Origin of the sequence: Pseudomonas sp. PDM04, from assembly GCF_014851765.1 — a bacterium.
In the GTDB taxonomy this organism is placed as follows: domain Bacteria; phylum Pseudomonadota; class Gammaproteobacteria; order Pseudomonadales; family Pseudomonadaceae; genus Aquipseudomonas.
The window spans coordinates 719,116-740,842 of the sequence record NZ_JACVAI010000003.1 but is presented as its reverse complement, the minus strand read 5'-3'; the positions used below and the strand labels follow the sequence as shown (position 1 = coordinate 740,842).

The window sequence follows — 21,727 nt, the reverse complement described above, 5'->3', positions numbered from 1 at the left end:
CCGGCGTATGCGTCACCATCGGCCCGCCCCTTGAACTACTTGTGTTTTTTCCCGTGCCTGTCGGACTTTTCGAAGGCCGCTTCCAGGGCTTCGTTGAGGGTGCGCAACACCTTGATCCGGGCCCAGCGCTTGTCGTTGGCTTCCACCAGCGTCCAGGTGGAAATCTCGGTGCTGGTGCGATCGACCATGTCGCCGACCGCCGCCCGGTAGGCGTCCCACTTTTCGCGGTTGCGCCAGTCGTCTTCCGTGATCTTGAAGCGTTTGAACGGGGTCTGTTCGCGTTCTTCGAAGCGCTCCATCTGCGTGTCCTTGTCGATGGCCAGCCAGAACTTGACCACCACCACGCCGGCATCGGCGAGCTGCTCTTCGAAGTCGTTGATCTCGCCGTAGGCTCGCAGCCAGTCGGCAGGGCTGCAAAAGCCTTCGACACGTTCGACCAGCACCCGGCCATACCACGAACGGTCGAACACGGTGAACTTGGCCCGTGCCGGAATATGCCGCCAGAACCGCCACAGATAGGGATGCGCCCGCTCCTCCTCGGTCGGCGCAGCGATGGGCACAATGCTGTATTGCCGCGGATCGAGCGCCGCCGCCACCCGACGGATCGCCCCGCCCTTGCCCGCCGCGTCATTGCCTTCGAACACCGCAACCAGCGCGTGGCGGCGCATGCGTTTGTCGCGCATCAGCCCGGAGAGCCGCGCCTGTTCGGTGATCAACTGCTCTTCGTAATCCTCCTTTTCCAGACGCTGGGTGAGGTCCAGGCTGTCGAGCAGGCTCACGCGGTCGACGCTGCTGGCCAACGGCGCGGCACTGACTTTATCCGGGTGGATGTCAGGTCTTTTCAAGGCGTTCTGCAGGCCTTCGAGCAGGATCTTGCCGACCGCCAGGCTGCGATAACGCGGGTCCATGCCGGCAATCACGTGCCAAGGGGCATAGTCGCGGCTGGTGCGGCGCAGAATGCGCTCGCCGTATTTGACGAACTTGTCGTAGGTCCGGGATTGCTGCCAGTCCAGCGGGCTGATGCGCCAGCTGTGCAGCGGGTCGTCGGCCAGGGATTTGAGCCGCGCCTTCATCTGCTTCTTGGACAGGTGGAACCAGAACTTGAAGATCAGCGCGCCTTCGTCGCAGAGCATTTTCTCCAGACGCTCCGCGCCGTTGATGGCCTGGTCGAGTCGCGGGTCCTTGAACACGCCGTGGACCCGGCCCTGCAACATCTGGCTGTACCAGTTGCCGAAGAAAATGCCCATGCGCCCCTGGGCCGGCAGCATCCGCCAGTAACGCCAGGCCGGCGGTCTGGCCAGTTCCTCGTCGGTCTGCTGGTCGAACGTGCGGACCTCGATCAGTCGCGGGTCCATCCATTCGTTTAGCAGCTTTACCGTCTCGCCCTTGCCCGCGCCTTCGATGCCGTTGATCAGGATGATCACCGGAAAGCGCTTTTGCTGTTGCAGTTCGAACTGTGCGTCGAGCAAAGCTTCGCGTAGCGCGGGGACTTCAGCGTCGTAGGTGTCTTTGTCGATGACGTGACCGATTTCGGCAGATTCGAACATGGACCGCTCCCTTTCAAGATTGCACAAGCCTAGCGGAAAAACACACGCCCATCAGGACCTCCGTCAATGTCGGGGCTCGCTCCCAGGAAGAAGGGCGGGTATGCGCTGGGTCATGGATCAACCCCGGCGATCGGCTAGAATGGCGCCCTTGCCGTTACCGAGCCTGCCATGAAACCTGTCCTGCCCCACGCCCAGCTCGACTGGGATGACCAAGGGCTCCCGCGTTCGCGGGTGTTCGACGATGTGTATTTTTCCGACCTGTCCGGGCTGGATGAAACCCGCTACGTGTTCCTTGAGCAGAACGCTTTGCGCGAGCGTTTTGCCGCGCTGCCGGCAGGCGGACGACTGGTGATTGGCGAGACCGGTTTCGGCACCGGCCTGAATTTCCTGTGCGCCTGGCAGCTGTTCGAACAACAGGCGGCGGCCGGTGCGCGCCTGCACTTCGTCAGCGTCGAAAAGTACCCATTGAGTGCCGCCGACCTGCAGCGGGCACTGGGGCTATGGCCAGAGCTCAAGCCGTTGGCCGATCAGTTGCTCGCCCAATACGTAGCCATCCATCCGGGCTTCCAGCGCCTGGTGCTGGCCGAGGGTCGGGTGACCCTGACCCTGTTGATCGGCGATGCGCTGGATCAGCTGGCGCAACTGGACGCACGGATCGACGCCTGGTTTCTCGACGGTTTTGCCCCGGCGAAAAACCCGGACATGTGGACCGCCGAACTGTTTGTCGAACTGGCCCGGCTGGCAGCGCCCGGCTCGACCATCAGCACCTTCACCAGCACCGGCTGGGTGCGGCGCCTGCTGAATGCGGCAGGTTTCAAGATGAAGCGCACCCCCGGCATCGGCCACAAATGGGAAATCCTGCGCGGCGCATTCCTTGGCTGGCCAGAGGACGTCATGCCTCCCGCCGCAGACAAACCCTGGTTTGCCCGCCCGCAACCGCCGGCCGGCGAGCGCCGCGCGCTGGTGATCGGCGGGGGCATGGCCGGTTGTGCGACGGCTGCCAGCCTCGCGGCACGGGGTTGGCAGGTCAGCCTGCTGGAGCGCCGCGATGGCCTGGCGCAGGAAGCCTCGGGCAACCCCCAAGGCGTGCTGTACCTCAAGTTGTCGGCCCACGGCACCACGCTGTCGCAGTTGATCCTCAGCGGTTTCGGCTACACCCGGCGCACGCTGGAACATTTGCATCGTGGTCTGGACTGGGACGGTTGCGGCGTGTTGCAACTGGCGTTCAACGCCAAGGAAGCCGAGCGCCAGGCGCAGTTGGCGCAGGCGTTTCCCCAGGATTTGCTGCACACGCTGGACAAGCAACAGGCCGAGGCGCGTGCCGGTATCGGTCTGGCCTCGGGCGGACTGTTTTTCCCCGAGGGCGGCTGGGCGCATCCGCCTGCGTTATGCCGCTGGCAGGCGACGCATCCGAATATCCAGGTGTTGACCCACCACGATGTGCTGCAACTGCGTCGCGTGCAAGGTCACTGGCAGGCCTGGTCTGGCGAGCAATTGCTGGCCGATGCCCCGGTGGTGGTACTGGCCGGCGCTGCCGAGATCCAGCGTTTCCCGTACACCCGCCACCTGCCGCTCAAGCGCATTCGCGGCCAGATCACCCGCCTGCCGCAGACACCTGAAAGCCAGGGACTGAGCACCGTGGTCTGTGCCGAAGGTTATGTCGCGCCGGTACGCCTGGGTGAACACACCCTGGGCGCCAGTTTTGACTTCAACAGCCAGGACCTGGAACCGACGGCGGCCGAGCACGCCGGCAATTTGCAGATGCTGGAAGAGATTTCGGCGGACCTGGTGACCCGTCTCAAGGCCGATGCCTTGTCGCCGGAGACGCTCGAAGGCCGTGCAGCATTTCGCTGCACCAGCCCGGATTACCTGCCGATCGTTGGCCCGCTGGCCGATGCCGAGGCCTTTGCCGACGCCTACAGCGTCTTGAGCAAGGATGCCCGGCAAATACCGGACACCCCTTGCCCGTGGCTGGAAGGTCTGTACGTCAACAGCGGCCACGGCTCCCGAGGGTTGGTGACCGCACCGTTATCCGGCGAGTTGCTCGCCGCCTGGCTCGATAACGAACCGCTGCCACTGCCCACAGCGGTGGCGCAGGCGTGCCATCCAAACCGTTTTGCCTTGCGTCGGTTGATTCGCGGCAAGGCCTGAGGCGCTCAATCCAGTACAAAGCAGGTCTTGAGTTCCTCGGCCTTCATGGCGTCTTCGGTCAGGCGCTGCAACAGCCGGGTTTCCCCTTGTTGCAGCTCAGCGGCAATGCCGTCGACTTGCCCGCGATACAGGTCACCCAGGGTGTCCTGGCTAGCGAACGCCTGTTCCATGCGCTGGTGAAATGGTGCGGCGAGATCGAGGAACCGTTTAGCGTGATGCTGGCGTAAAAAATCGACCCAAAAGCTGCGCTCACTCAGGTACTTGAGCAGTTCAGTGGACATTTCGGCGCTGACCACCCGGTTGTACGCCACGTCCAGGTCACTGGCCGTCACGCCGCTGGCCGAGGAATAACGCATGTGCCGGGGTTGCCCGATCAGATCGAGCCTGTCCGCCAGACCGACACGGTAGGCCAGTTCCACTTCCACCGGATCCAGCTTGGCATCGGCGGCCACCCGTTCCCGGGCGATCCTTGCCAGATAATCCTGGCGAAACAGACGGCGTCCGAGGCTCAGCAGGCGCGCCGCGTGATCGTGGGCATTGCCGGATTGGCGACTGACAGCATCGATCTTCACCGCCACTTCTAGGTTGCTGAAGATCGTCGCCGCCGAATCCGCGCAATTGGCCTTCACCGCCATCGAAAGCACTTGATCACGCAAGCGCGCATCGGATTGAACCGCCTCGATCACGCTCCAGACCCGGCGCGTCATGTCCTCACGCACGTAATGACTGTCCGCCGAACTTCCGACTTCCGCCAGCAACTGCAGAAAACCGCTGGCGTCGGGTTCGTTTTTCAGCGCGAGCCAGGTGCGGTTGCGCGCGGCATAGGTGGTTTCAGCCGGTTTGCCCATCCACAGTTCACGCGCCACCTGTTCGTTGATCACCCGGTCATCATTTTCCAGGTAGCCCATTCCGGCCCCCGTGCGCCCGCGATAGTTTCCCAGCGACACCTGGCTGGAAACCGACAACGGGTTATGGCGCAGGTTGATCGTACTGGCGAACCGTCGCGGCATGTCGAACAGCCAGGCCGGCAGATCGCGTATCTCGTTGCCGCGCAGATCCACCATGTCCAGGTAGCCCAGGCGTGACAGCCCGGAGGGCAACTCGGTCGCGTGGGTATTGGCCAGGAACAGCGATTGCAGATGCAACATCCTGCTGACATCCGGCGTCGCGCCGAGACGATTACCGCTCAGACCCAACGTGCGCAATCCACGCAGGTCCGCGAGCGTGCGCAACGTGTGCTCGGTCAGGACCAGTCGATTGTCGTTGAGGCTCAGGTGCTGAAGGTTGGGCATGTGCGACAGCACTTCGGGCAAGCGGGTCAGGTGGTTGCGGTCCAGCTCCAGGGTGACCAGACCTTTGAACGGCTTGAGAAAATACGCCAGCTCATCGCCGGCCTGCATGTCCTTGATCGACAGGTTGCGCACGTGGGCGACGTCCTGCTCGGTCAGCGTCGGCAGCGACCCCACCGGGTTACGCTCCAGCTTGAGCGTGGTGAAAGGCTGGTCGTGCGGCCAGCGCGGTGGTGTCACCCGACGCCAGCAGTTCTCGATGACGGCAGCGACCTGGCGACGACTGACACGAATATCGTTGAACTGCCCCGGCAGCTTCTTCATCGCCGCCTCGTCCTCACGCCAGGCTAGCAACACCGCTTGCAGTTTCTTCAACTGCTGCCCCAGCGCCTTGAGCCGGTTCACCCGCATCATCGGGGTACTGCCGGCTTCGTCGAGAAACGTCGAAACCTGGGCATCGCTGAACAGCGGATAGAGTTTCCTGACTTGACGGATCAAGCTTTTGGCATAGGGCCTGGTCACGGGAGGATCGGCCTGGACACAGGCGGAAAGGTGCTCCGGCAGCTCGCTGCGCTCCCCCCGAAGCACCTGCGCGGTACGCGCCAGGTCAGCCGTGCCGGCGCGCGCCAGGCGCGTGCGCAAGGTTGCGGCATCCGGCGCATCGATGTCGGAGAAGCCCATGCGGCTGCGCTGCGTGGCGGGCATTGCATCGATTATCGAGCCCAACAGCGTTTCACTCACCAGCGTCGAGGAGACGTTGCCACGGGTTTGGCTGAACGCGTAACCGGAAGACGTTTTGACGATCACCCCGCACGCCGGCGCCGTGGATTTACCGACGCTTTGCAGCAAGCTGCCGGTAGCGGACCCCTGGCGTAACTCCAGTCGATAGCCGTCGCCCCAGCCCTGCACGCGATCCATCAAACCGAACAACAGGGTGTCGGTGTCGGCATTGCCCAGTTCCGGCAAATACAGCCCCGTGAGCGCGCGATCCTGGCGGATCGCGAACCGTGCCTCACCGACCTCCCGCGCGAGGTCCAGGCCAAGCATCCTGCTTTCGCGCAGCAGAGTCCGATCCCTGGCGGATGCACCGTCCAGCAACGCCTGGCTGACCCTGACCGGAAGCTCGCGGGCATGCTCGCGCAAGGTGGCCACCTCGGCGCTGGCGCGGCCGTCGTAGGTTGCATGAAGCAAGTCGAGCAGCGGCCGCCGATCGGTCTGCAGCGATGCGGCGATCTTCTTCGCCAACAGGTGTGGTTTCGACTGCGTCGTCACCGGGCCAATGATGTTTTCCACTTCATGCGGATAAAGCCCACTGATCACCGTTTCGAGCAGTTTGCCGGCGCTCAGTTGCGCCTGCGAAACGTGCACACTGTTGATGTCATCATTGTGCGGCGCCGTCTCCGGGAAGCGGTTGATCACCCGCCCCCGAGCATCGCGCACTTCAATGAAGCGCTTTTTCGGCCAACCGGCCAGCCTGGGCAGGGTGTGCAGTTGTTCCGCTGAAAAAGCATTGTTGGCGATGTCATCTCGGGCGAAGGCCGCGATCAGCGCGCTGATGTTGCGGTTCAGCCTGAAGCGTTCGATACAGTCATTCACCCGTGGCGGCAAGGGGAGATTGCTTTCATGCATGAGGTAAAGCTGCGCCGGCGACAGGCCGGTGATGTCGGCGATTTGTGTCAGTTCACTGTGTGAAAAACTACCGAGACGCGGTGCCGCACGCTTCAGTGCATAGGCGCTGTCGGGCCATTCATGCCCGTACTCATGGACCTGTCGCCAGCCGCCCTCGACGTTGCGCTCAATCACCGGCTGATAGGCGTCCGGACGTGACGGGTGTTTCAACCGCCATGCCTGATTCGCCTCGTCACGAGCCACCTGATAAACCGCGCCCGCCATGACAATCGAAGTACGTTCGCCCTGCTTGTGCAGGCCATTGGTATCGGCCTTTGACCCCTTCGGCAGCGGCGTTGCCTGCTGGTAATGACGAAGTTCGGGCTTCCACAGGCGCGGCTTGCCATCGGCACGGGTCACCGCCTCGAAGCCGTCAAAAAAACCGGCCTGCTCCTGCATGCCACGGCGCAACGCGCTCGATACGACCTTGCCGCCGACCGCGAAGGCCGCCATCTGCGCCACGTTTTCAACGACATTCAACAGATGGCACAGCGCCTTGGTTCGCTCACCATGGCTCCAGTCTTCCACGCCCTCGTAGACCTCACCGGCCATGTCGACCACGGCGGCGGCGGTCATGACCAGCCCCAGCGCCGGCACGAAAAAAGACGCCACGTTCAAAAGCAGCAGTGTGCCATCGAGCACTTGCTGAAGGGTTTTCTCCCGCTGCGCTTCATCGACCTCGCGGGTCGGGATCGCCAGGATGCGGGCATCTTCCTGGGCCTTGCTGACCAGGGCGCTGAATAAGAAATCGGACAGGCAGGTGGCCGGGGCAGCGCCCAGCGTCCCCAGGACCCTGTCCTTGTCGAACTCGGCGAAAAAACCGGTCTTGTCGTGGCCATGCAGGTATTGCCCGGCGAAGAACGCCCGGTAGCTTTTGCTCTGCAGCTTGAGCGTCAGGTAGACCTTGAACTCATCCAGCGAGGCGTATTCATACAGCGGTCGCCGAGGCTCGTTCGGCAGGTAGACCACACACCTGGCCTTCGGCTCGGTTTCGATGGACACCTTGCTGAACACCAGCGCCCCACAGATGCACGCATCATGGATCATCAAGCCTTGCCAGGTCAGCGCTCCCCCATCGAAGGCCGCGTTCCTGGTTTGAGCGGCAGGCAGGTCCTGCGCAATCACGTTCAGCAACATCCGGTACGCGGCTTCGCTGATGTCTTTCTTCAGGTAGGCAACATGAACGGCCACTTCCATGTCGAGCAACTTCAGGCGCCGGATATCGGCGGCGCTGGCGCGATCATCGCCAGTTGCGGTCCCGGGTTTTGCCGGTAGGGCAAATACCTCATCGATGTGCCGCTGATAGCGTCCGCCCAGGTCGAGCTCGCGACAGAGTGCGGCGAATTGGGTGGGGGTGATCTCTGGCCCTTTTTGCGCTTCTGAATTGATTTTTATCGAGGAGTTTGCCGGGATGCCTCCACTTTGCGCCTCGCTCTCGGTGAAATTCTCCATGGCGGCATGAAGCAGACTACGAGAGAGGGTGGTGACAAAACCATTGACGCCTATGACGGGCGGTACCGTTGTCATCGGCAGCGACCTTCGGACGATCTCCAGGGTATCGCGCTCGACGTTAACATCGAGCTTCCATTTGTCCTTGAGAAAACGCGTCAGCTGCTCCTTGCAGAACAGGTCCAGCGGTTTGAGCGTGCACAGCACCTTTTCGGCCTTGGGATGAACCCGGGCGCTCTGTTCGAAAGCAGCCTTTAGCGCCTGCACTACCGAAAGCTCGGCGTCGGCCAGCCATGTTGGAATGGTCTTGTGCAGGGTCTGCGCCTTGTCCAGATCGGCGGTGTGTTCGAGCAACGCTTCCAGGCGATGGGCAGCGGTAAAACGGGCAACGGCAGGCGTCGCTTCGGTGGGTGACAGCATGAGCAATATCCTTATTGCGTTCAGGTTCTATCAGCCTACGGGACCTTGCGCGGCAAATGATAATTCGAATATCGCGTCAAACAGCCGGCGGTTGAAACAACTACTCGCATGCATCGCAGCACTATTTACCGCCATGGAAAAACGCCTGCGTGGCAGATAAACCATTCGTCCGGCCAGTACGGCTTATTACTTATCGATCTAAAACTCCTGAAATCCACACAGGTCAGTTTCTGAGTACCCGCCGTTTTGGCCGGGTGCCGATTGACCCTCCCCAACGGAAAAACCGGTAAGGACTTTATGTGCGGATTAGCTGGCGAGTTACGCTTTGATCATCAACCTGCGGACCTTGCAGCCGTTGAACGAATCACCCATCACCTGGCCCCTCGCGGCCCCGACGCGTGGGGTTTTCACAGCCAGGGACCGATTGCCCTGGGCCATCGTCGCCTGAAAATCATGGACCTGTCGGACGGCTCGGCGCAGCCGATGATCGACAATCAACTGGGCCTGTCCCTGGCCTTCAACGGCGCGATCTATAACTTCCCCGAACTGCGCGCCGAGCTGGAAAGCCTCGGCTATGCCTTTTATTCCGGCGGCGACACCGAAGTGCTGCTCAAGGGCTTCCACGCCTGGGGCGAAGCGCTGCTGCCCAAGCTCAACGGCATGTTCGCCTTCGCCATCTGGGAACGTGACGCCAAGCGCCTGTTCATCGCCCGCGACCGTCTCGGCGTGAAGCCGTTGTACCTGTCGCGCACCGGCCAGCGCCTGCGCTTTGCTTCGGCCCTGCCGGCCCTGCTCAAGGGCGGCGACATCAACCCGATCCTCGATCCGGTGGCGCTGAATCACTACCTGAACTTCCACGCCGTGGTCCCGGCGCCACGCACCTTGCTGGCGGGCATCGAGAAATTGCCACCGGCGACCTGGATGCGCATCGAGGCCGATGGCCGCACCGAACAGAAAACCTGGTGGACCCTGCCCTACGGCCCTCGCGCCGATGAGATGCACCTGACCCTGGAAGACTGGCGCGACCGGGTACTCGACAGCACCCGCGAGGCGGTGGCCATCCGGCAGCGAGCAGCAGTCGACGTCGGTGTGCTGCTGTCCGGCGGCGTCGATTCGAGCCTGCTGGTCGGGCTGTTGCGAGAAGTCGGCGTGGAAAACCTCTCGACCTTCTCCATCGGTTTCCAGGATGCCGGTGGCGAGCGCGGTGACGAGTTCCAGTATTCGGACCTGATCGCCAAACACTACGGCACGCAGCATCATCAATTGCGCATCGACGAGAAAGAGATCATCGAGCAACTACCCGCGGCATTCCGCGCCATGAGCGAGCCGATGGTCAGCCATGACTGCATCGCCTTCTACCTGCTGTCCCGGGAAGTGGCCAAGCATTGCAAGGTGGTACAGAGCGGCCAGGGTGCGGACGAGTTGTTCGCCGGTTATCACTGGTATCCGCAGGTGGATGGCGCAGCCGATCCTTACACGGCCTATCGCGAGGCGTTTTTCGACCGCAGCTACGAAGACTACGCCGCCACCGTGCAGCCGAAATGGCTGACGGCGAATGACGCCGCCGGCGACTTCGTCAAGGAGCATTTCGCACAACCCGGCGCCGACGCGGCGGTGGACAAGGCCTTGCGCCTGGACAGCACCGTGATGCTGGTGGACGACCCGGTCAAACGTGTCGACAACATGACCATGGCCTGGGGCCTGGAGGCGCGCACGCCGTTCCTCGACTATCGCCTGGTGGAACTGTCGGCGCGGGTGCCGGGCAAGTTCAAGCTACCCGACGGCGGCAAGCAGGTGTTGAAAGAAGCGGCGCGCCTGGTGATTCCAAGTGAAGTGATCGATCGCAAGAAGGGGTACTTCCCAGTACCGGGCCTCAAGCATCTGCAGGGCGACACGTTGAACTGGGTGCGCGACCTGCTGCTGGACCCGAGCCAGGACCGTGGCCTGTTCAACCCGGCGATGCTCGACCGCCTGCTGACCGATCCGCAAGGCCAGTTGACCCCATTGCGCGGCTCCAAGCTGTGGCAACTGGCGGCCCTGAACCTGTGGCTCAGCGAACAAGGAATCTGACTGATGAAACCTCACGCCACGGCGTACAGCCAACGCCTGTTGCGCGGTCAGGCGCCTTCCTACGAACGGTTGCAGGCGCGCCTGGCCGAAGACGGCAGCGAGTTGGCCGCCACCCCGATTGCCGTGCATTGCGGTTGGGGCCGGCTGCTGATCGGCCATACCTTCCCCGACCCGGCGAGCCTTGCCGGGGAATTGCTCAATGAACAGACCGGCGAGCGCGACATAGCGCTGTACGTGGCCGCGCCCCAACAAGTACTCGGGCTTGAGCCTGCGCAGTTGTTCCTCGACCCGTCCGACACCCTGCGCCTGTGGTTCAGCGACTACCGCCAGGCCACCCGGGTCTTTCGCGGTTTCCGCATTCGCCGCGCCCAGAGCGAGGCGGACTGGCAGGCGATCAACCAGCTGTACCAGGCACGCGGCATGCTGCCAATCGACCCCACCCTGCTGACGCCGCATCATCTGGGCGGCCCGGTGTACTGGCTGGCCGAGGACGAAGACAGCGGCGCGGTCATCGGCAGCGTCATGGGCCTCAATCACCACAAGGCGTACAACGACCCGGAACACGGCAGCAGCCTCTGGTGCCTGGCCGTCGACCCTCACTGTTCGCGGCCCGGTGTCGGTGAAGTGCTGGTCCGGCACCTGATCGAGCATTTCATGAGCCGGGGGCTGAGCTACCTCGACCTGTCGGTGCTGCATGACAATCGCCTGGCGAAGAACCTGTACGCCAAACTCGGTTTCCGCAACCTCCCGACCTTTGCCATCAAGCGCAAGAACGGGATCAATCAGTCGCTGTTCCTCGGCCCCGGGCCCGAAGCGGCATTCAACCCCTATGCGCGGATCATCGTCGACGAAGCGCACAGGCGGGGCATAGAAGTGCAGGTGGATGACGCCGAGGCGGGTCTGTTCACCCTGGTTCATGGCGGCCGGCGCGTGCGTTGCCGCGAATCCCTGAGCGACTTGACCAGCGCCATCAGCATGAGCTTGTGCCAGGACAAGAGCCTGACCCACAAAGTGCTGAAAAACGCCGGCCTGAATCTGCCCGCACAACAGCTCGCGGCCAATGCCGATGACAACCTGGCGTTCCTCGACGAGCACGAGCGTGTGGTGGTCAAGCCGCTGGATGGCGAACAGGGCCAGGGGGTGGCTGTGGATTTGCGCACCATCGAAGACGTGCAGCAGGCCATCGAATCAGCCCGCCAGTTCGACACCCGCGTGTTGCTGGAAAGCTACCACCAGGGCCTCGACCTGCGGATTCTGGTGATTGGTTTCGAGGTGGTCGCCGCCGCCATTCGCCGGCCGGCGGAAGTGGTCGGCGATGGCCAGCATTCCATCCGCGCCCTGATCGAAGCCCAGAGCCGACGCCGCCAGGCGGCGACCAGCGGCGAAAGCCGGATCCCGCTGGATCACGAAACCGAACGCACCCTGCAAGCGGCGGGCTACGACTACGACAGCGTTCTGCCGGCAGGCGAGCATCTGTTCGTGCGGCGCACGGCGAACCTTCACACCGGTGGGGTGCTTGAGGACGTCACCGCCATTCTGCACCCCACGCTGGTCGATGCCGCAGTACGCGCCGCGCGGGCGCTGGACATTCCCATGGTCGGCCTCGACCTGATGGTGTCGGCGGCGGACCAGCCCGACTATGTGTTCATCGAAGCCAACGAACGTGCCGGACTGGCCAACCACGAACCGCAGCCGACGGCGGAACGGTTCGTCGATTTGCTGTTTCCGCACAGTCAGCCCGTGGCCTGTTAACGATGCGGTGTCGGCACTGACGTCTTCGCAAGCCCGCTCCCACCCGTTGCATTTGCGCTGTGGGAGCGGGCGGGCGAAGGCGCCAGGCCAGGCACCGCCCACTTCATCATCGAAACCGTCGATGCTCTTCACTCATCAGGAGTTTCCATGACCAGCAAACTGCCCGAACCGGATCTCAACTACCTGCAAAAAGTCCTGCTGGAAATGCTCGCCATACCGAGCCCGACCGGCTTCACCGACACCATCGTGCGCTACGTGGCCGAGCGTCTCGAAGAACTGGGCATTCCTTTCGAAATGACCCGCCGCGGCACCATTCGCGCCACGGTCAAGGGCAAGAAAAACAGCCCTGACCGCGCCGTCTCCGCTCACCTCGACACCATCGGCGCCGCCGTGCGCGCCGTGAAAGACAACGGTCGCCTGACCCTGGCCCCGGTCGGCTGCTGGTCGAGCCGCTTCGCCGAGGGCAGCCGCGTCAGCCTGTTCACCGACAACGGCGTGATACGCGGCAGCGTACTGCCGCTGATGGCTTCCGGGCACGCCTTCAACACCGCCATCGACGAGATGCCGATCAGTTGGGACCACATCGAACTGCGCCTGGACGCCTATTGCGCAACCCGCGCCGACTGCGATTCCCTGGGGATCAGCGTCGGCGACTTCGTGGCGTTCGATCCACTGCCGGAGTTCACCGAAAGCGGCCACATCAGCGCCCGTCACCTGGACGACAAGGCCGGCGTTGCGGCGTTGCTGGCGGCGCTCAAGGCGATTGTCGACAGCGGCGAAGAACCGATGATCGACTGTCATCCGCTGTTCACCATCACCGAAGAGACCGGCAGCGGTGCCGCGGCTGCACTGCCGTGGGACGTCAGCGAATTCGTCGGTATCGACATCGCGCCGGTCGCCCAGGGCCAGCATTCGAGCGAGCATGCCGTCAGCGTGGCGATGCAGGATTCCGGCGGGCCTTACGACTACCACTTGTCCCGCCACCTGCTGCGCCTGGCCAGCGATAACGAGTTACCCGTGCGTCGCGACCTGTTCCGCTACTACTTCAGCGACGCGCACTCGGCAGTCACTGCCGGCCACGACATCCGCACCGCCCTGCTTGCCTTTGGCTGCGACGCAACCCACGGCTACGAACGCACCCACATCGACAGCCTGGCCGCCCTCAGTCGCCTGCTCGGCGCCTACATCCTCAGCCCACCGGTGTTCGCCAGCGATGCACAACCGGCCAAGGGGTCGCTGGACCGGTTCAGTCATCAGATCGAACATGAGACGCAGATGGAAAGCGATACGCGAGTGCCGTCGGTGGACAGCCTCGTGGGGCAGCGGTCCGAGAGCTGATCCAGTTTTTTACTGGCTGATCCGCCACCTTCGTCGGAACGCCGCCCGGAGCAAGCCCGCTCCCACAGACACAGCGTTGAACCTGTGGGAGCGAGCCTGCTCGCGATGGCGGTGGTCCGGACTGCACATGAACCCAGGCTAGCCGACGACCCTCATTCGCCGTAGCATCGCGTCATTGTTTAGCCGAGGTGCCTATGCTGATCCCCCACGACCAACTTGAAGTCGACACCCTGACCCGTCTGATCGAAGACTTTGTAACCCGCGATGGCACGGACAACGGCGACGACACCCCGTTGGAAACCCGTGTGCTGCGGGTTCGCCAGGCGTTGACCAAGGGCCAGGCGCTGATCGTGTTCGATCCGGAAAGCGAGCAATGCCAGCTGATGCTCAAGCACGACGTACCCAAGCACCTGTTTGACTGACGCCTTCAGGTCTCCTTGGCTTTCTCCCGTTTGGCCTGGATCCGCTGGTGAACCTCGGCCCGGTGCACCGCGACGCTGTGTGGCGCTTCGATGCCGAAGCGCACGTTGTTTCCGTTGACGGCCATAATGCGCAGGGAAATGGTGTCACCGATGGAAATCATTTCACCCACAACGCGGCTGAGTACAAGCATGGCATTCGTCCTCCAGGGTTATCGAGCCCTGAAGATGCCCGGTGTGTAGCGGGCCTTCAATGCAACGGGAGCAAAACAGTCTCGCCCTACAACGCTAAACGGACACCTCCCTAGGAAACGTCCGACAAAGCTGAGCGAAACTTCAAGAGGCGGAAAAGCGCGGGCCGAACAGGATGACGCTTGCACCGATAACGCACAGTGCCACGCCAATCCAGTCGGAGCCCAGCGGACGAATCCGCTCGACCACCGCCAGCCAGCCAATCGAGGCAATGATGTAGATGCCACCGTAGGCCGCGTAGGCGCGCCCGGCGTAGGTTGCCTCGACACGGGTCAGCAACAGGGCGAACAAGGTCAGGCTGAGCAGCGCCGGTACCACCCACCAGACGCTTCTGCCCTGGCGCAACCACATCCAGAAGGCAAAGCAGCCGGCGATTTCAAACAGCGCGGCGAGAAAGAACCACAGGTAATTGAGCATGCCTGGCGTCTCGTAGGGTTGACCGATCGATGGCGGCCACCCTAACGAGGACGCTGGCAGGGGGCAAGCTCAACCTGCGGTCTGTTTGGCCTTGGCGCGCATTTTGTCGGCCATGGCGGTCATTTCATCGTAGAGCAACTGCGGGTTCTTCTGCTTGAGCGCCCACGCCATGCGCCCCTGTTCGTGGGGCAAAATCATGAACTCGCCGGCCGCCACTTGCCGGTAGATGTAATCGGCAATATCGCCAGCGGTGATTGGCGAACTTTCCAGCAGTTTGCCGACCTGGGCTTTCATCGCCGGTGTCGGGCCCCGGAACGAGTCCAGCAGGTTGGTCTGGAAGAAGGAAGGACACACCACGTGCACGCCGACTTCCTGCTGGGCCAGTTCGACCAGCAGGCTTTCCGACAGCGCCACCACGCCGGCCTTGGCCACGTTGTAGTTGCTCATGGCCGGGCCCTGCATCAATGCAGCCATCGACGCGATATTGATGATCTTGCCCTTGCTCTTTTCCAGCAGCGGCAGGAAAGCCTTGCAGCCTTTGACCACGCCCATCAGGTTGATCGCGATCTGCCAATCCCAGTCTTCCAGGGACAGTTCGCTGAAGAACCCGCCCGAGGCGACACCTGCGTTGTTGACGATGACATCGATGCCACCGAACTTCACTTCGCAGGCCTGGGCAAAAGCGGTCAGTTGACTGTAATCGCGCACATCGCAACGTTGAATGAAACCGTCGCCACCGGCTTCACGAACGAGTTTCAGGGTTTCCTGCAAGCCGGGCTCGCTGACATCCGACAAGGCCAGCCGCCAGCCTTCACGCGCCCAGCGCAGTGCGATTTCGCGACCCAGGCCCGAGCCCGCGCCAGTGATCATCATGCGATTTTGCATAGCAAACAGCCTTGTTGTTCCGGGGAAGATACGTCGAGTGTAGCGAAGGTCCCTGGCCAACCCACGCTCCATCAGATTGCTGAATAGCCCGAACAAACCAAACACAGGTGCGCGATAACTTGTCTTGTTAAAACGAAATAAGCCTGTCTTCGAAAAACATTAAAAAAACTTGGAATTTTCTTTCACTCGCGAGAGTCGGACTTTGTAAGCAGCTTGGGTTTTTCGCATTCCAGCTGAGTGTTAAAGGCCAGGTAATTTCAGAAGACTTCCAACAAGGAAATAGACATGGGCACAATCCTAATTATTATTCTGATCCTCCTGCTGGTAGGCGGCCTGCCGGTCTTCCCTCACTCCAGAAGTTGGGGTTACGGCCCATCGGGTATCATCGGCGTGGTATTGGTGGTGCTGTTGATCCTGCTGTTGCTCGGCAAGATATAAAACGACCGATAAAAAAAGAGGCCCTGTGTAGGGCCTCTTTTTTATTGCGCCGGGAACTTAGTCCGGCTTGCCGTCAACCACACCGGCGGTGTTATCGATCAGACTCTTGGTCGCCGTCTGGATAAACGACTCAAGCTTCTTCCTGAGCACCGCTTCATCGGCCGACGCCGGGATCAGCTCACCTTTGGGATTGGCGCCCAACTGGTACTGATACAGCTTGGGTTCCATTTCCTTCGGCAGCACCAACACGCGGTCGGCGGTGAGCAACGCAACCGTCTGGTCACTGCCCGACGGCTTGATCACGCCAAAGCCCTTGTCGCCTTCCGGCAGGTTCAGCAGGTCACGGCCCCAGCACTGGTGAAGCACATCCCCACCGATACGCCCCATGATGGTCGGCACGATGTCGATCTGGGTGCCTACGGTGTGGTCAACCTGGCCGAACTTGTCCTGGACGCCCGGCCCGATCAGCAGCATTGGAACGTTGAAGCGGCCCAGGTCCATTTCGGTGATTTGCTGCTCGTTGCCGAAACCATGGTCGCCGACGATCACGAACAGCGTTTCCTTGAAGTACGGCTCCTTGCGCGCCTTCTCGAAGAACTGACCCAGCGCCCAGTCGGAGTAACGCATGGCGGTCAAATGCTCGTTGAGGCTGCCACGATCGGTCACACGCTCCACTGGCAACGGTGTCGGCAAGGCGTACGGCGTGTGGTTGGACAGGGTCTGCAGCAAGGCATAGAACGGCTTCTTGTCCTTGCCGTCGCGGGCCTTCAACTCTTCCAGACCGCGATTGAACATATCCTGGTCGGACACGCCCCAGGTCGGATCGGAGAACACCGGGTTGACGAAGTCGTTACGCCCGATGAAGTTGGTCATGCCCTGGTTGCTGAAGAAGCCCGACTGGTTGTCCCAGGCGAAGTCGCCGTTGTAGACATACACGTCGTCGTAGTCACGGGCGCTCAGCAGTTGCGGCAGGCCAGACAGCTTGTGACTGCCTTCGGGGGTCTGCATCAGGTATTCGAAACCGGGCAGGTTGGGGAAGCAAGCCATGGTGGCGAACATGCCCTGATGGGTGTGCGTGCCATTGGAGAAGAAACGGTCGAACAACAGGCCTTCCTTCGACAGCTTGTCGAAGTACGGCGTGACGTTGCCCGGACGCCCCAGCGCACCGACCGAGTGACCGGCGAAGCTCTCCATCAGGATCACCACAACGTTCTTGATCGGCAGGGTCTTGTCGGCATTCGGCGTGTAGGTACGGCGAACGGCGGCGGTCTCGGCATCCACCAGCTTGTCGCTCGGCGTCAGCAGCAGGTCGCGCACGGTTTGCTGGGCCACCGGCTGTTCAATAGTGGCTTTCCAGATGTTGTCGCGATCCTCGGACATCCGGCTCTTGGCCGCCGCGATCAGCGACAGCGTACCGTTGAGGCCCAACTGGTTGGCGAAGTTCGAATCGGTGGTGTAGACGTCACCCCAACGCAGCGGCGGACCTTGACGCAGGGTGCCGCGAGCCGCGACCACGCAGATCAGCAGGCAGACCACGAACACCGCCAGGCGCGCGTACCACGGAGCGACCTGGCGCGCGCCGATGCTGCCACCACTGAACGGCCCGCGAGGACGGGTCGCACGGTCGGCGCCCTTGAACGCCAGGGTCAGAATCACCGTCCCCACGGCCCAGGCGAGCACGTAGCGAACCACCGGGAAACCGTACCAGAGCATGCTCATCACGGTTTTCGGGTCTTCCTTTACATACTGGAAGACCAGGCCGTTGAGGCGCTGGTGGAACTCGCGATAGAAGTCCATCTCCATCAGGCCGAGGAACAGCGCGATGCTCGACGCAACGGTCAGCCAGAGGCGGAAGAACCCGCGCGCAGCCATGGCCCGGGCGCTGAACAGGGCCAACACCAATGGAATGCTGAGGTAAACCACCAGGCGCAGGTCGAAACGCAGGCCGTTGGCGAAAGCTTCGACAAAGGTCGAGGCCGGGGTGTCGAGGATCATCTCGCGGTTGTAGACCAGCAGCGCCAGGCGCAGCAGGCTGAACATCACCATCATGACCAGTGCGCACAGCAGCGTGTAGGCCAGATGCGATTTGACGGTCGGTTGCAGCAGGCGATTAGAGGCTCGCTGCTGACTCAGGGCGTCCGGGATTGCCATGTCGTTTTAGGACCCTTGGAAGTTGAAGTTGCAAAAAGGCGGCTGCGCCCTGCCCTCTGTTGGCCCGTACCAGGCCCCGGGGTTTGCGCGGTGCGCAAATGTTGCACGATCAGTGGTGGCATTGCCATTGATAACTGAGCGGCAAAGTTGACGCGGGCGAATTGTCTTGGAGACTTTGTGAAAATTTCGTTCAACGCATATGTGGAAACAAAATAAAGTCACGGCAGTGGGAGCGAGCCTGCTCGCTCCCACAGTGGTGGTGTTACTGCTCGGCTTTCGCCTTCAGCGCTTTCAAGGTATTGAATGGCGCATCCACTACAAACTTGTTGGCAACCATCGACGGCACGCTGCCGCCCGGTTCGGTGTGCACCTGGTAGGTCACTTCGACCTGGTCGCCCTTGGGCACGAACTTCCAGAAACCCTCGACCTTGGCGACCCGTACGAAGCCCTTTTCTTCGGGGATGTACTTGGGCACGCCTTCAAGCTTGCGGGTCAAGCTGCCATCGGCGCCTTCGCTGGTGGTGACGTGCAGTACCGAATCACGCGGTGTCACCGGCCATGGGGTGTTGAACTGGCTGTAGGTCCAGCTCTGGTCGCCTTCGTGCTTGAGCAATTTCTGCTGTTTGCACTCGTAGATCCAGGTGCAGGCTCCCGCCACGTCATCCTGCAGCGCGCGCAATTTGGCCACGGTGGTTTTCATCAGGGTGACGCCCTGGTACGCCTTGTAGTCGGAACCGGCCACTTCGCTCAAGGACACCTTGATACCGTCCTCGTTGCGTGCCTCCTTCCAGTCTTGCGCCTGGGCGGCGCTGGTTGCCAGCGCCACCGTCAACCCGCACAGCACAGCCATTCGATGCAGCGAACCCATAGTCTTATTCCTTATTGTTGAAGTTCCGTCGTTGGACACATCATGCCGCCGTCATTTGCTCCCACCAGCCCAGCAGCCTGATCGCTTCTTCGCTGCTGGCGCCGCAGACCTCGACATCGGCCTTGAAGCCAGAGCACACCGCAGGTCGTTCCGGTTGGCCGAAGATGTTGCACAGGTTTTCGACAGACAGCTGCGCGCAACGTTCTCCAGCGGCCTTGCCATTGGGCATGCCGGGAATCGCGGAGCTGATGGATGGGGCAATGCAGCAGGCGCCACAGCCTTCACGGCATTTCATGACGACGGGCTCCTCGCGACGGGTGATGGATTAATGGACGGGCACAGAATAGCGGCTAAAACAGGCGTTTTAAATTACCTGGCAGCGGGTTTTTACGCTCAATCGAACGTGACTGACCAGTCTCCGACAAAGCGTCTGGCGCACGGGTCACAGAAGGCGGGACATTAGCGCTTGAATTCGAACTCCAGCGCGGCGCCTTCGACTTCACGGCGCTCTTCGTTACGCAGTTGCAGTTGCATTTCGTTGCTGATCAGCCGCCCGTTGAGCTGAAATGGCGAGCTGCCGGTCTTGTCACCGAACATCTGCGGCAGCACGCCATCGTGCCTGGGCAAGGGCACGGTACCCACCGGTTTCAGTTCCTCGGCCATGTCCTCGGGCAGGCTCAAATCCAGTTTCGCCGAAGGCAGCGGGGTTTTCACGATCTCACTGGCGGGTTTGGACTTGGCGGCAATCGGCGGGCGCTTTTTCACCTTGGCGGCGCTCTTTTTGGCGGGCGTGACCTGTTTGGCCGGCGCCGCTTGCTTCACTGCAGAGGCCTTCTTGACCGGGGCGACCTTGGTCGGCGCCACTTTTTTCGAGGTGGCGCTCGCCGCAGGTTTTTCCTGGACGGCAGCCGCCATCACGCGTTGCGCCTGGACGGTCAGTGACAGAAAGATCGCCAGGCACACAGAGAAAAGAATCGGTTTCATGGACCCTACGGAGTTCACGGCGCATCGGCAGAGGGCCATATGCTCGCTTGTTGGAGGCAACAAGACAAGCTCGGTCGGGCGCGGCTTTTTTTCAAAAGTTGCCGGCCGTCTCCTGACACAGTTGTGTGGCAAGCATGCCAAGGGTCATCAAGGCCCGCTCGGCCTCGCGGTTCCACGGCGTACCGCAGTTGAGCCGAATGCAGTGATTGAATTGCTCGGTGTTACTGAAAATCAGTCCCGGCGCAATGCTGATGCCTTGTTGCAGGGCACGCACATGCAGCTCCTGGGTGTTGACCCTGCCCGGCAGGCTCACCCACAGAATGAATCCTCCGGTCGGCCGGGTCATCTGCGTGCCTTCCGGGAAATACTGCTGCACCGCGAGCTGGAAGGCGCTGAGATTCTTGCGGTATTCCTGGCGAATGAAGCGTAGATGCCGGTCATAACCGCCGTTTTCCAGGTAGGCGGCGATCCCCATCTGCGTGACGCTGCAGGCCGAATGCGTACTGAATGTCTGCAGACGCTGGATTTCCTGCTGGTACTTGCCGGCGATCATCCAGCCGATCCGTACACCCGGAGACAGGGTCTTGGAAAAGCTCGAGCAATAGATCACCCGATCCAGCCGGTCGTAGGCCTTCAGCGCCTTGGTCCGGCCCTGTTCGAACATCAATTCGCCGTAGATGTCGTCCTCGACGACCTGGATATCGAAATCCGACGCCAGGCGCAGCAATTGTTTCTGCCGCTCTTCGGGCATGGTGCCCCCCAGCGGATTGCCCAGGCGGGTCGTCAGTACCAGCGCCTTGATCGACCATTGGTTGGCCGCCAGTTGCAACGCCTCCAGGCTCATGCCGGTGGCCGGATCGCTGGGGATCTCGATGACTTTCAGGCCCAGCAGGTCAGCCAGTTGCAGCAACCCGTAGTAGGTCGGCGACTCGGCGGCGATCAGATCGCCCGGCCGGGTCAGCACGCGCAGCGACATTTGCAGCGCATCGACGCAACCGTGGGTGATCACCACTTCGGACGGATCGACCACCACGCCGGCATCGCGCATGCGAATCGCCACCTGGCGGCGCAACGGCTCGAAACCGGGGCTGAACATGTAGCTGAACGCCCGCGGGCTATGGAAGCGGGTGACCTTGGCCAGTTGCTGGTGCAGCGCGCGTACCGGCAGGTAGTCAACGCTGGGCACCGCCGCGCCCAGCGGGAACACCCCTTCGCGGCGCGACTCGACCAGGACCTGCTGGATGATGCTGCTGCGGGTGACCAGCCCCGGGCGCTCGACCCGGGCGATATCCGGCGTCGGTGCCGTCAGGGCCGGGGTCTGGTGGACATAGTAACCCGACTGCGGCCGGGCACGGATCAGCCCCTGATCCTCGAGGTTGGCGTAGGCCTGCAACACCGTGGCATGGCTGACGTTGAGCTGCGAGCTCATCTTGCGCACCGAAGGCACGCGCTCCCCCGGTTGATAGACACCGCGGCGGATGTCTTCGGCCAGTTGTTGAGCAATACGTTGGTAGAGCAAGAGGTTGGTCATGACGCAGCACTCGATTTCACGGGCATTTTATTCTTGTGTGAAACAATACCGGAACAGTTTAAAAGTGTACGGGGACAGTTACCACAATAGTCGACAGT

The 21,727-nt window shown here is 61.9% G+C and carries 16 protein-coding genes; 6 read left to right on the top strand and 10 right to left on the bottom strand.

All coding sequences use genetic code 11. The features are described 5' to 3' along the window. Positions 1–35: 35 nt before the first annotated feature. Positions 36–1,547, bottom strand: coding sequence for a polyphosphate:AMP phosphotransferase (pap, locus tag IB249_RS15425; protein WP_192306120.1), 1,512 nt, complete (start codon positions 1,545–1,547; stop codon positions 36–38). A 168-nt stretch (positions 1,548–1,715) separates the two neighbouring features. Here pap and mnmC point away from each other — a divergent pair, with 168 nt between their 5' ends. Continuing rightward, positions 1,716–3,698, top strand: a complete 1,983-nt coding sequence (gene mnmC / locus IB249_RS15420; RefSeq protein ID WP_192306118.1) for a bifunctional tRNA (5-methylaminomethyl-2-thiouridine)(34)-methyltransferase MnmD/FAD-dependent 5-carboxymethylaminomethyl-2-thiouridine(34) oxidoreductase MnmC — start codon at positions 1,716–1,718, stop codon at positions 3,696–3,698. A gap of 5 nt (positions 3,699–3,703) precedes the next feature. On the opposite strand, the gene IB249_RS15415 is transcribed toward mnmC, so the two are convergent. After that, entirely contained in the window at positions 3,704–8,524 is a 4,821-nt protein-coding gene (locus IB249_RS15415; RefSeq protein ID WP_192306116.1) for an NEL-type E3 ubiquitin ligase domain-containing protein, read from the bottom strand. A gap of 297 nt (positions 8,525–8,821) precedes the next feature. Here IB249_RS15415 and IB249_RS15410 point away from each other — a divergent pair, with 297 nt between their 5' ends. The 4 genes from IB249_RS15410 to IB249_RS15395 all read left to right on the top strand — a co-directional run bounded on the left by IB249_RS15410 (position 8,822) and on the right by IB249_RS15395 (position 14,106). Next, positions 8,822–10,594 (top strand): N-acetylglutaminylglutamine amidotransferase, encoded by a 1,773-nt coding sequence (locus IB249_RS15410; RefSeq protein ID WP_192306114.1) that lies wholly within the window; start codon positions 8,822–8,824, stop codon positions 10,592–10,594. 3 nt (positions 10,595–10,597) lie between these two features. Continuing rightward, entirely contained in the window at positions 10,598–12,346 is a 1,749-nt protein-coding gene (ngg, locus tag IB249_RS15405; protein WP_192306112.1) for an N-acetylglutaminylglutamine synthetase, read from the top strand. 147 nt (positions 12,347–12,493) lie between these two features. Further along, on the top strand, positions 12,494–13,684 hold the full coding sequence (locus IB249_RS15400; protein WP_192306110.1) for an osmoprotectant NAGGN system M42 family peptidase: 1,191 nt from the start codon (positions 12,494–12,496) through the stop codon (positions 13,682–13,684). A gap of 194 nt (positions 13,685–13,878) precedes the next feature. Further along, positions 13,879–14,106, top strand: coding sequence for a YheU family protein (locus tag IB249_RS15395; protein WP_003199186.1), 228 nt, complete (start codon positions 13,879–13,881; stop codon positions 14,104–14,106). A 5-nt stretch (positions 14,107–14,111) separates the two neighbouring features. On the opposite strand, the gene csrA is transcribed toward IB249_RS15395, so the two are convergent. The 3 genes from csrA to IB249_RS15380 all read right to left on the bottom strand — a co-directional run bounded on the left by csrA (position 14,112) and on the right by IB249_RS15380 (position 15,657). Next, on the bottom strand, positions 14,112–14,297 hold the full coding sequence (gene csrA / locus IB249_RS15390; protein WP_192306108.1) for a carbon storage regulator CsrA: 186 nt from the start codon (positions 14,295–14,297) through the stop codon (positions 14,112–14,114). A gap of 142 nt (positions 14,298–14,439) precedes the next feature. Then, a complete protein-coding gene (locus tag IB249_RS15385; RefSeq protein ID WP_192306106.1) occupies positions 14,440–14,772 on the bottom strand; it encodes a YnfA family protein in 333 nt (110 codons plus the stop codon). A 69-nt stretch (positions 14,773–14,841) separates the two neighbouring features. Then, positions 14,842–15,657 (bottom strand): SDR family oxidoreductase, encoded by an 816-nt coding sequence (locus IB249_RS15380; RefSeq protein WP_192306104.1) that lies wholly within the window; start codon positions 15,655–15,657, stop codon positions 14,842–14,844. A 279-nt stretch (positions 15,658–15,936) separates the two neighbouring features. Here IB249_RS15380 and IB249_RS15375 point away from each other — a divergent pair, with 279 nt between their 5' ends. Further along, positions 15,937–16,095, top strand: coding sequence for a DUF3309 family protein (locus IB249_RS15375; RefSeq protein WP_174602692.1), 159 nt, complete (start codon positions 15,937–15,939; stop codon positions 16,093–16,095). Between the two features lie 57 nt (positions 16,096–16,152). Here IB249_RS15375 and IB249_RS15370 read toward each other — a convergent pair whose 3' ends face one another. The 5 genes from IB249_RS15370 to IB249_RS15350 form a co-directional block, all read right to left on the bottom strand. Then, positions 16,153–18,246, bottom strand: coding sequence for an LTA synthase family protein (locus IB249_RS15370; protein WP_192306102.1), 2,094 nt, complete (start codon positions 18,244–18,246; stop codon positions 16,153–16,155). Positions 18,247–18,508: 262 nt separating this feature from the next. Next, positions 18,509–19,114 (bottom strand): START domain-containing protein, encoded by a 606-nt coding sequence (locus IB249_RS15365; protein WP_192306100.1) that lies wholly within the window; start codon positions 19,112–19,114, stop codon positions 18,509–18,511. Between the two features lie 40 nt (positions 19,115–19,154). Next, entirely contained in the window at positions 19,155–19,409 is a 255-nt protein-coding gene (locus tag IB249_RS15360; RefSeq protein WP_192306099.1) for a YkgJ family cysteine cluster protein, read from the bottom strand. Between the two features lie 164 nt (positions 19,410–19,573). Continuing rightward, on the bottom strand, positions 19,574–20,098 hold the full coding sequence (locus IB249_RS15355; RefSeq protein ID WP_192306097.1) for a translation initiation factor 2: 525 nt from the start codon (positions 20,096–20,098) through the stop codon (positions 19,574–19,576). 91 nt (positions 20,099–20,189) lie between these two features. Next, positions 20,190–21,629: a PLP-dependent aminotransferase family protein gene (locus IB249_RS15350; RefSeq protein ID WP_192306095.1), complete on the bottom strand. Its 1,440-nt coding sequence runs from the start codon at positions 21,627–21,629 to the stop codon at positions 20,190–20,192. Between the last annotated feature and the right edge of the window lie 98 nt (positions 21,630–21,727).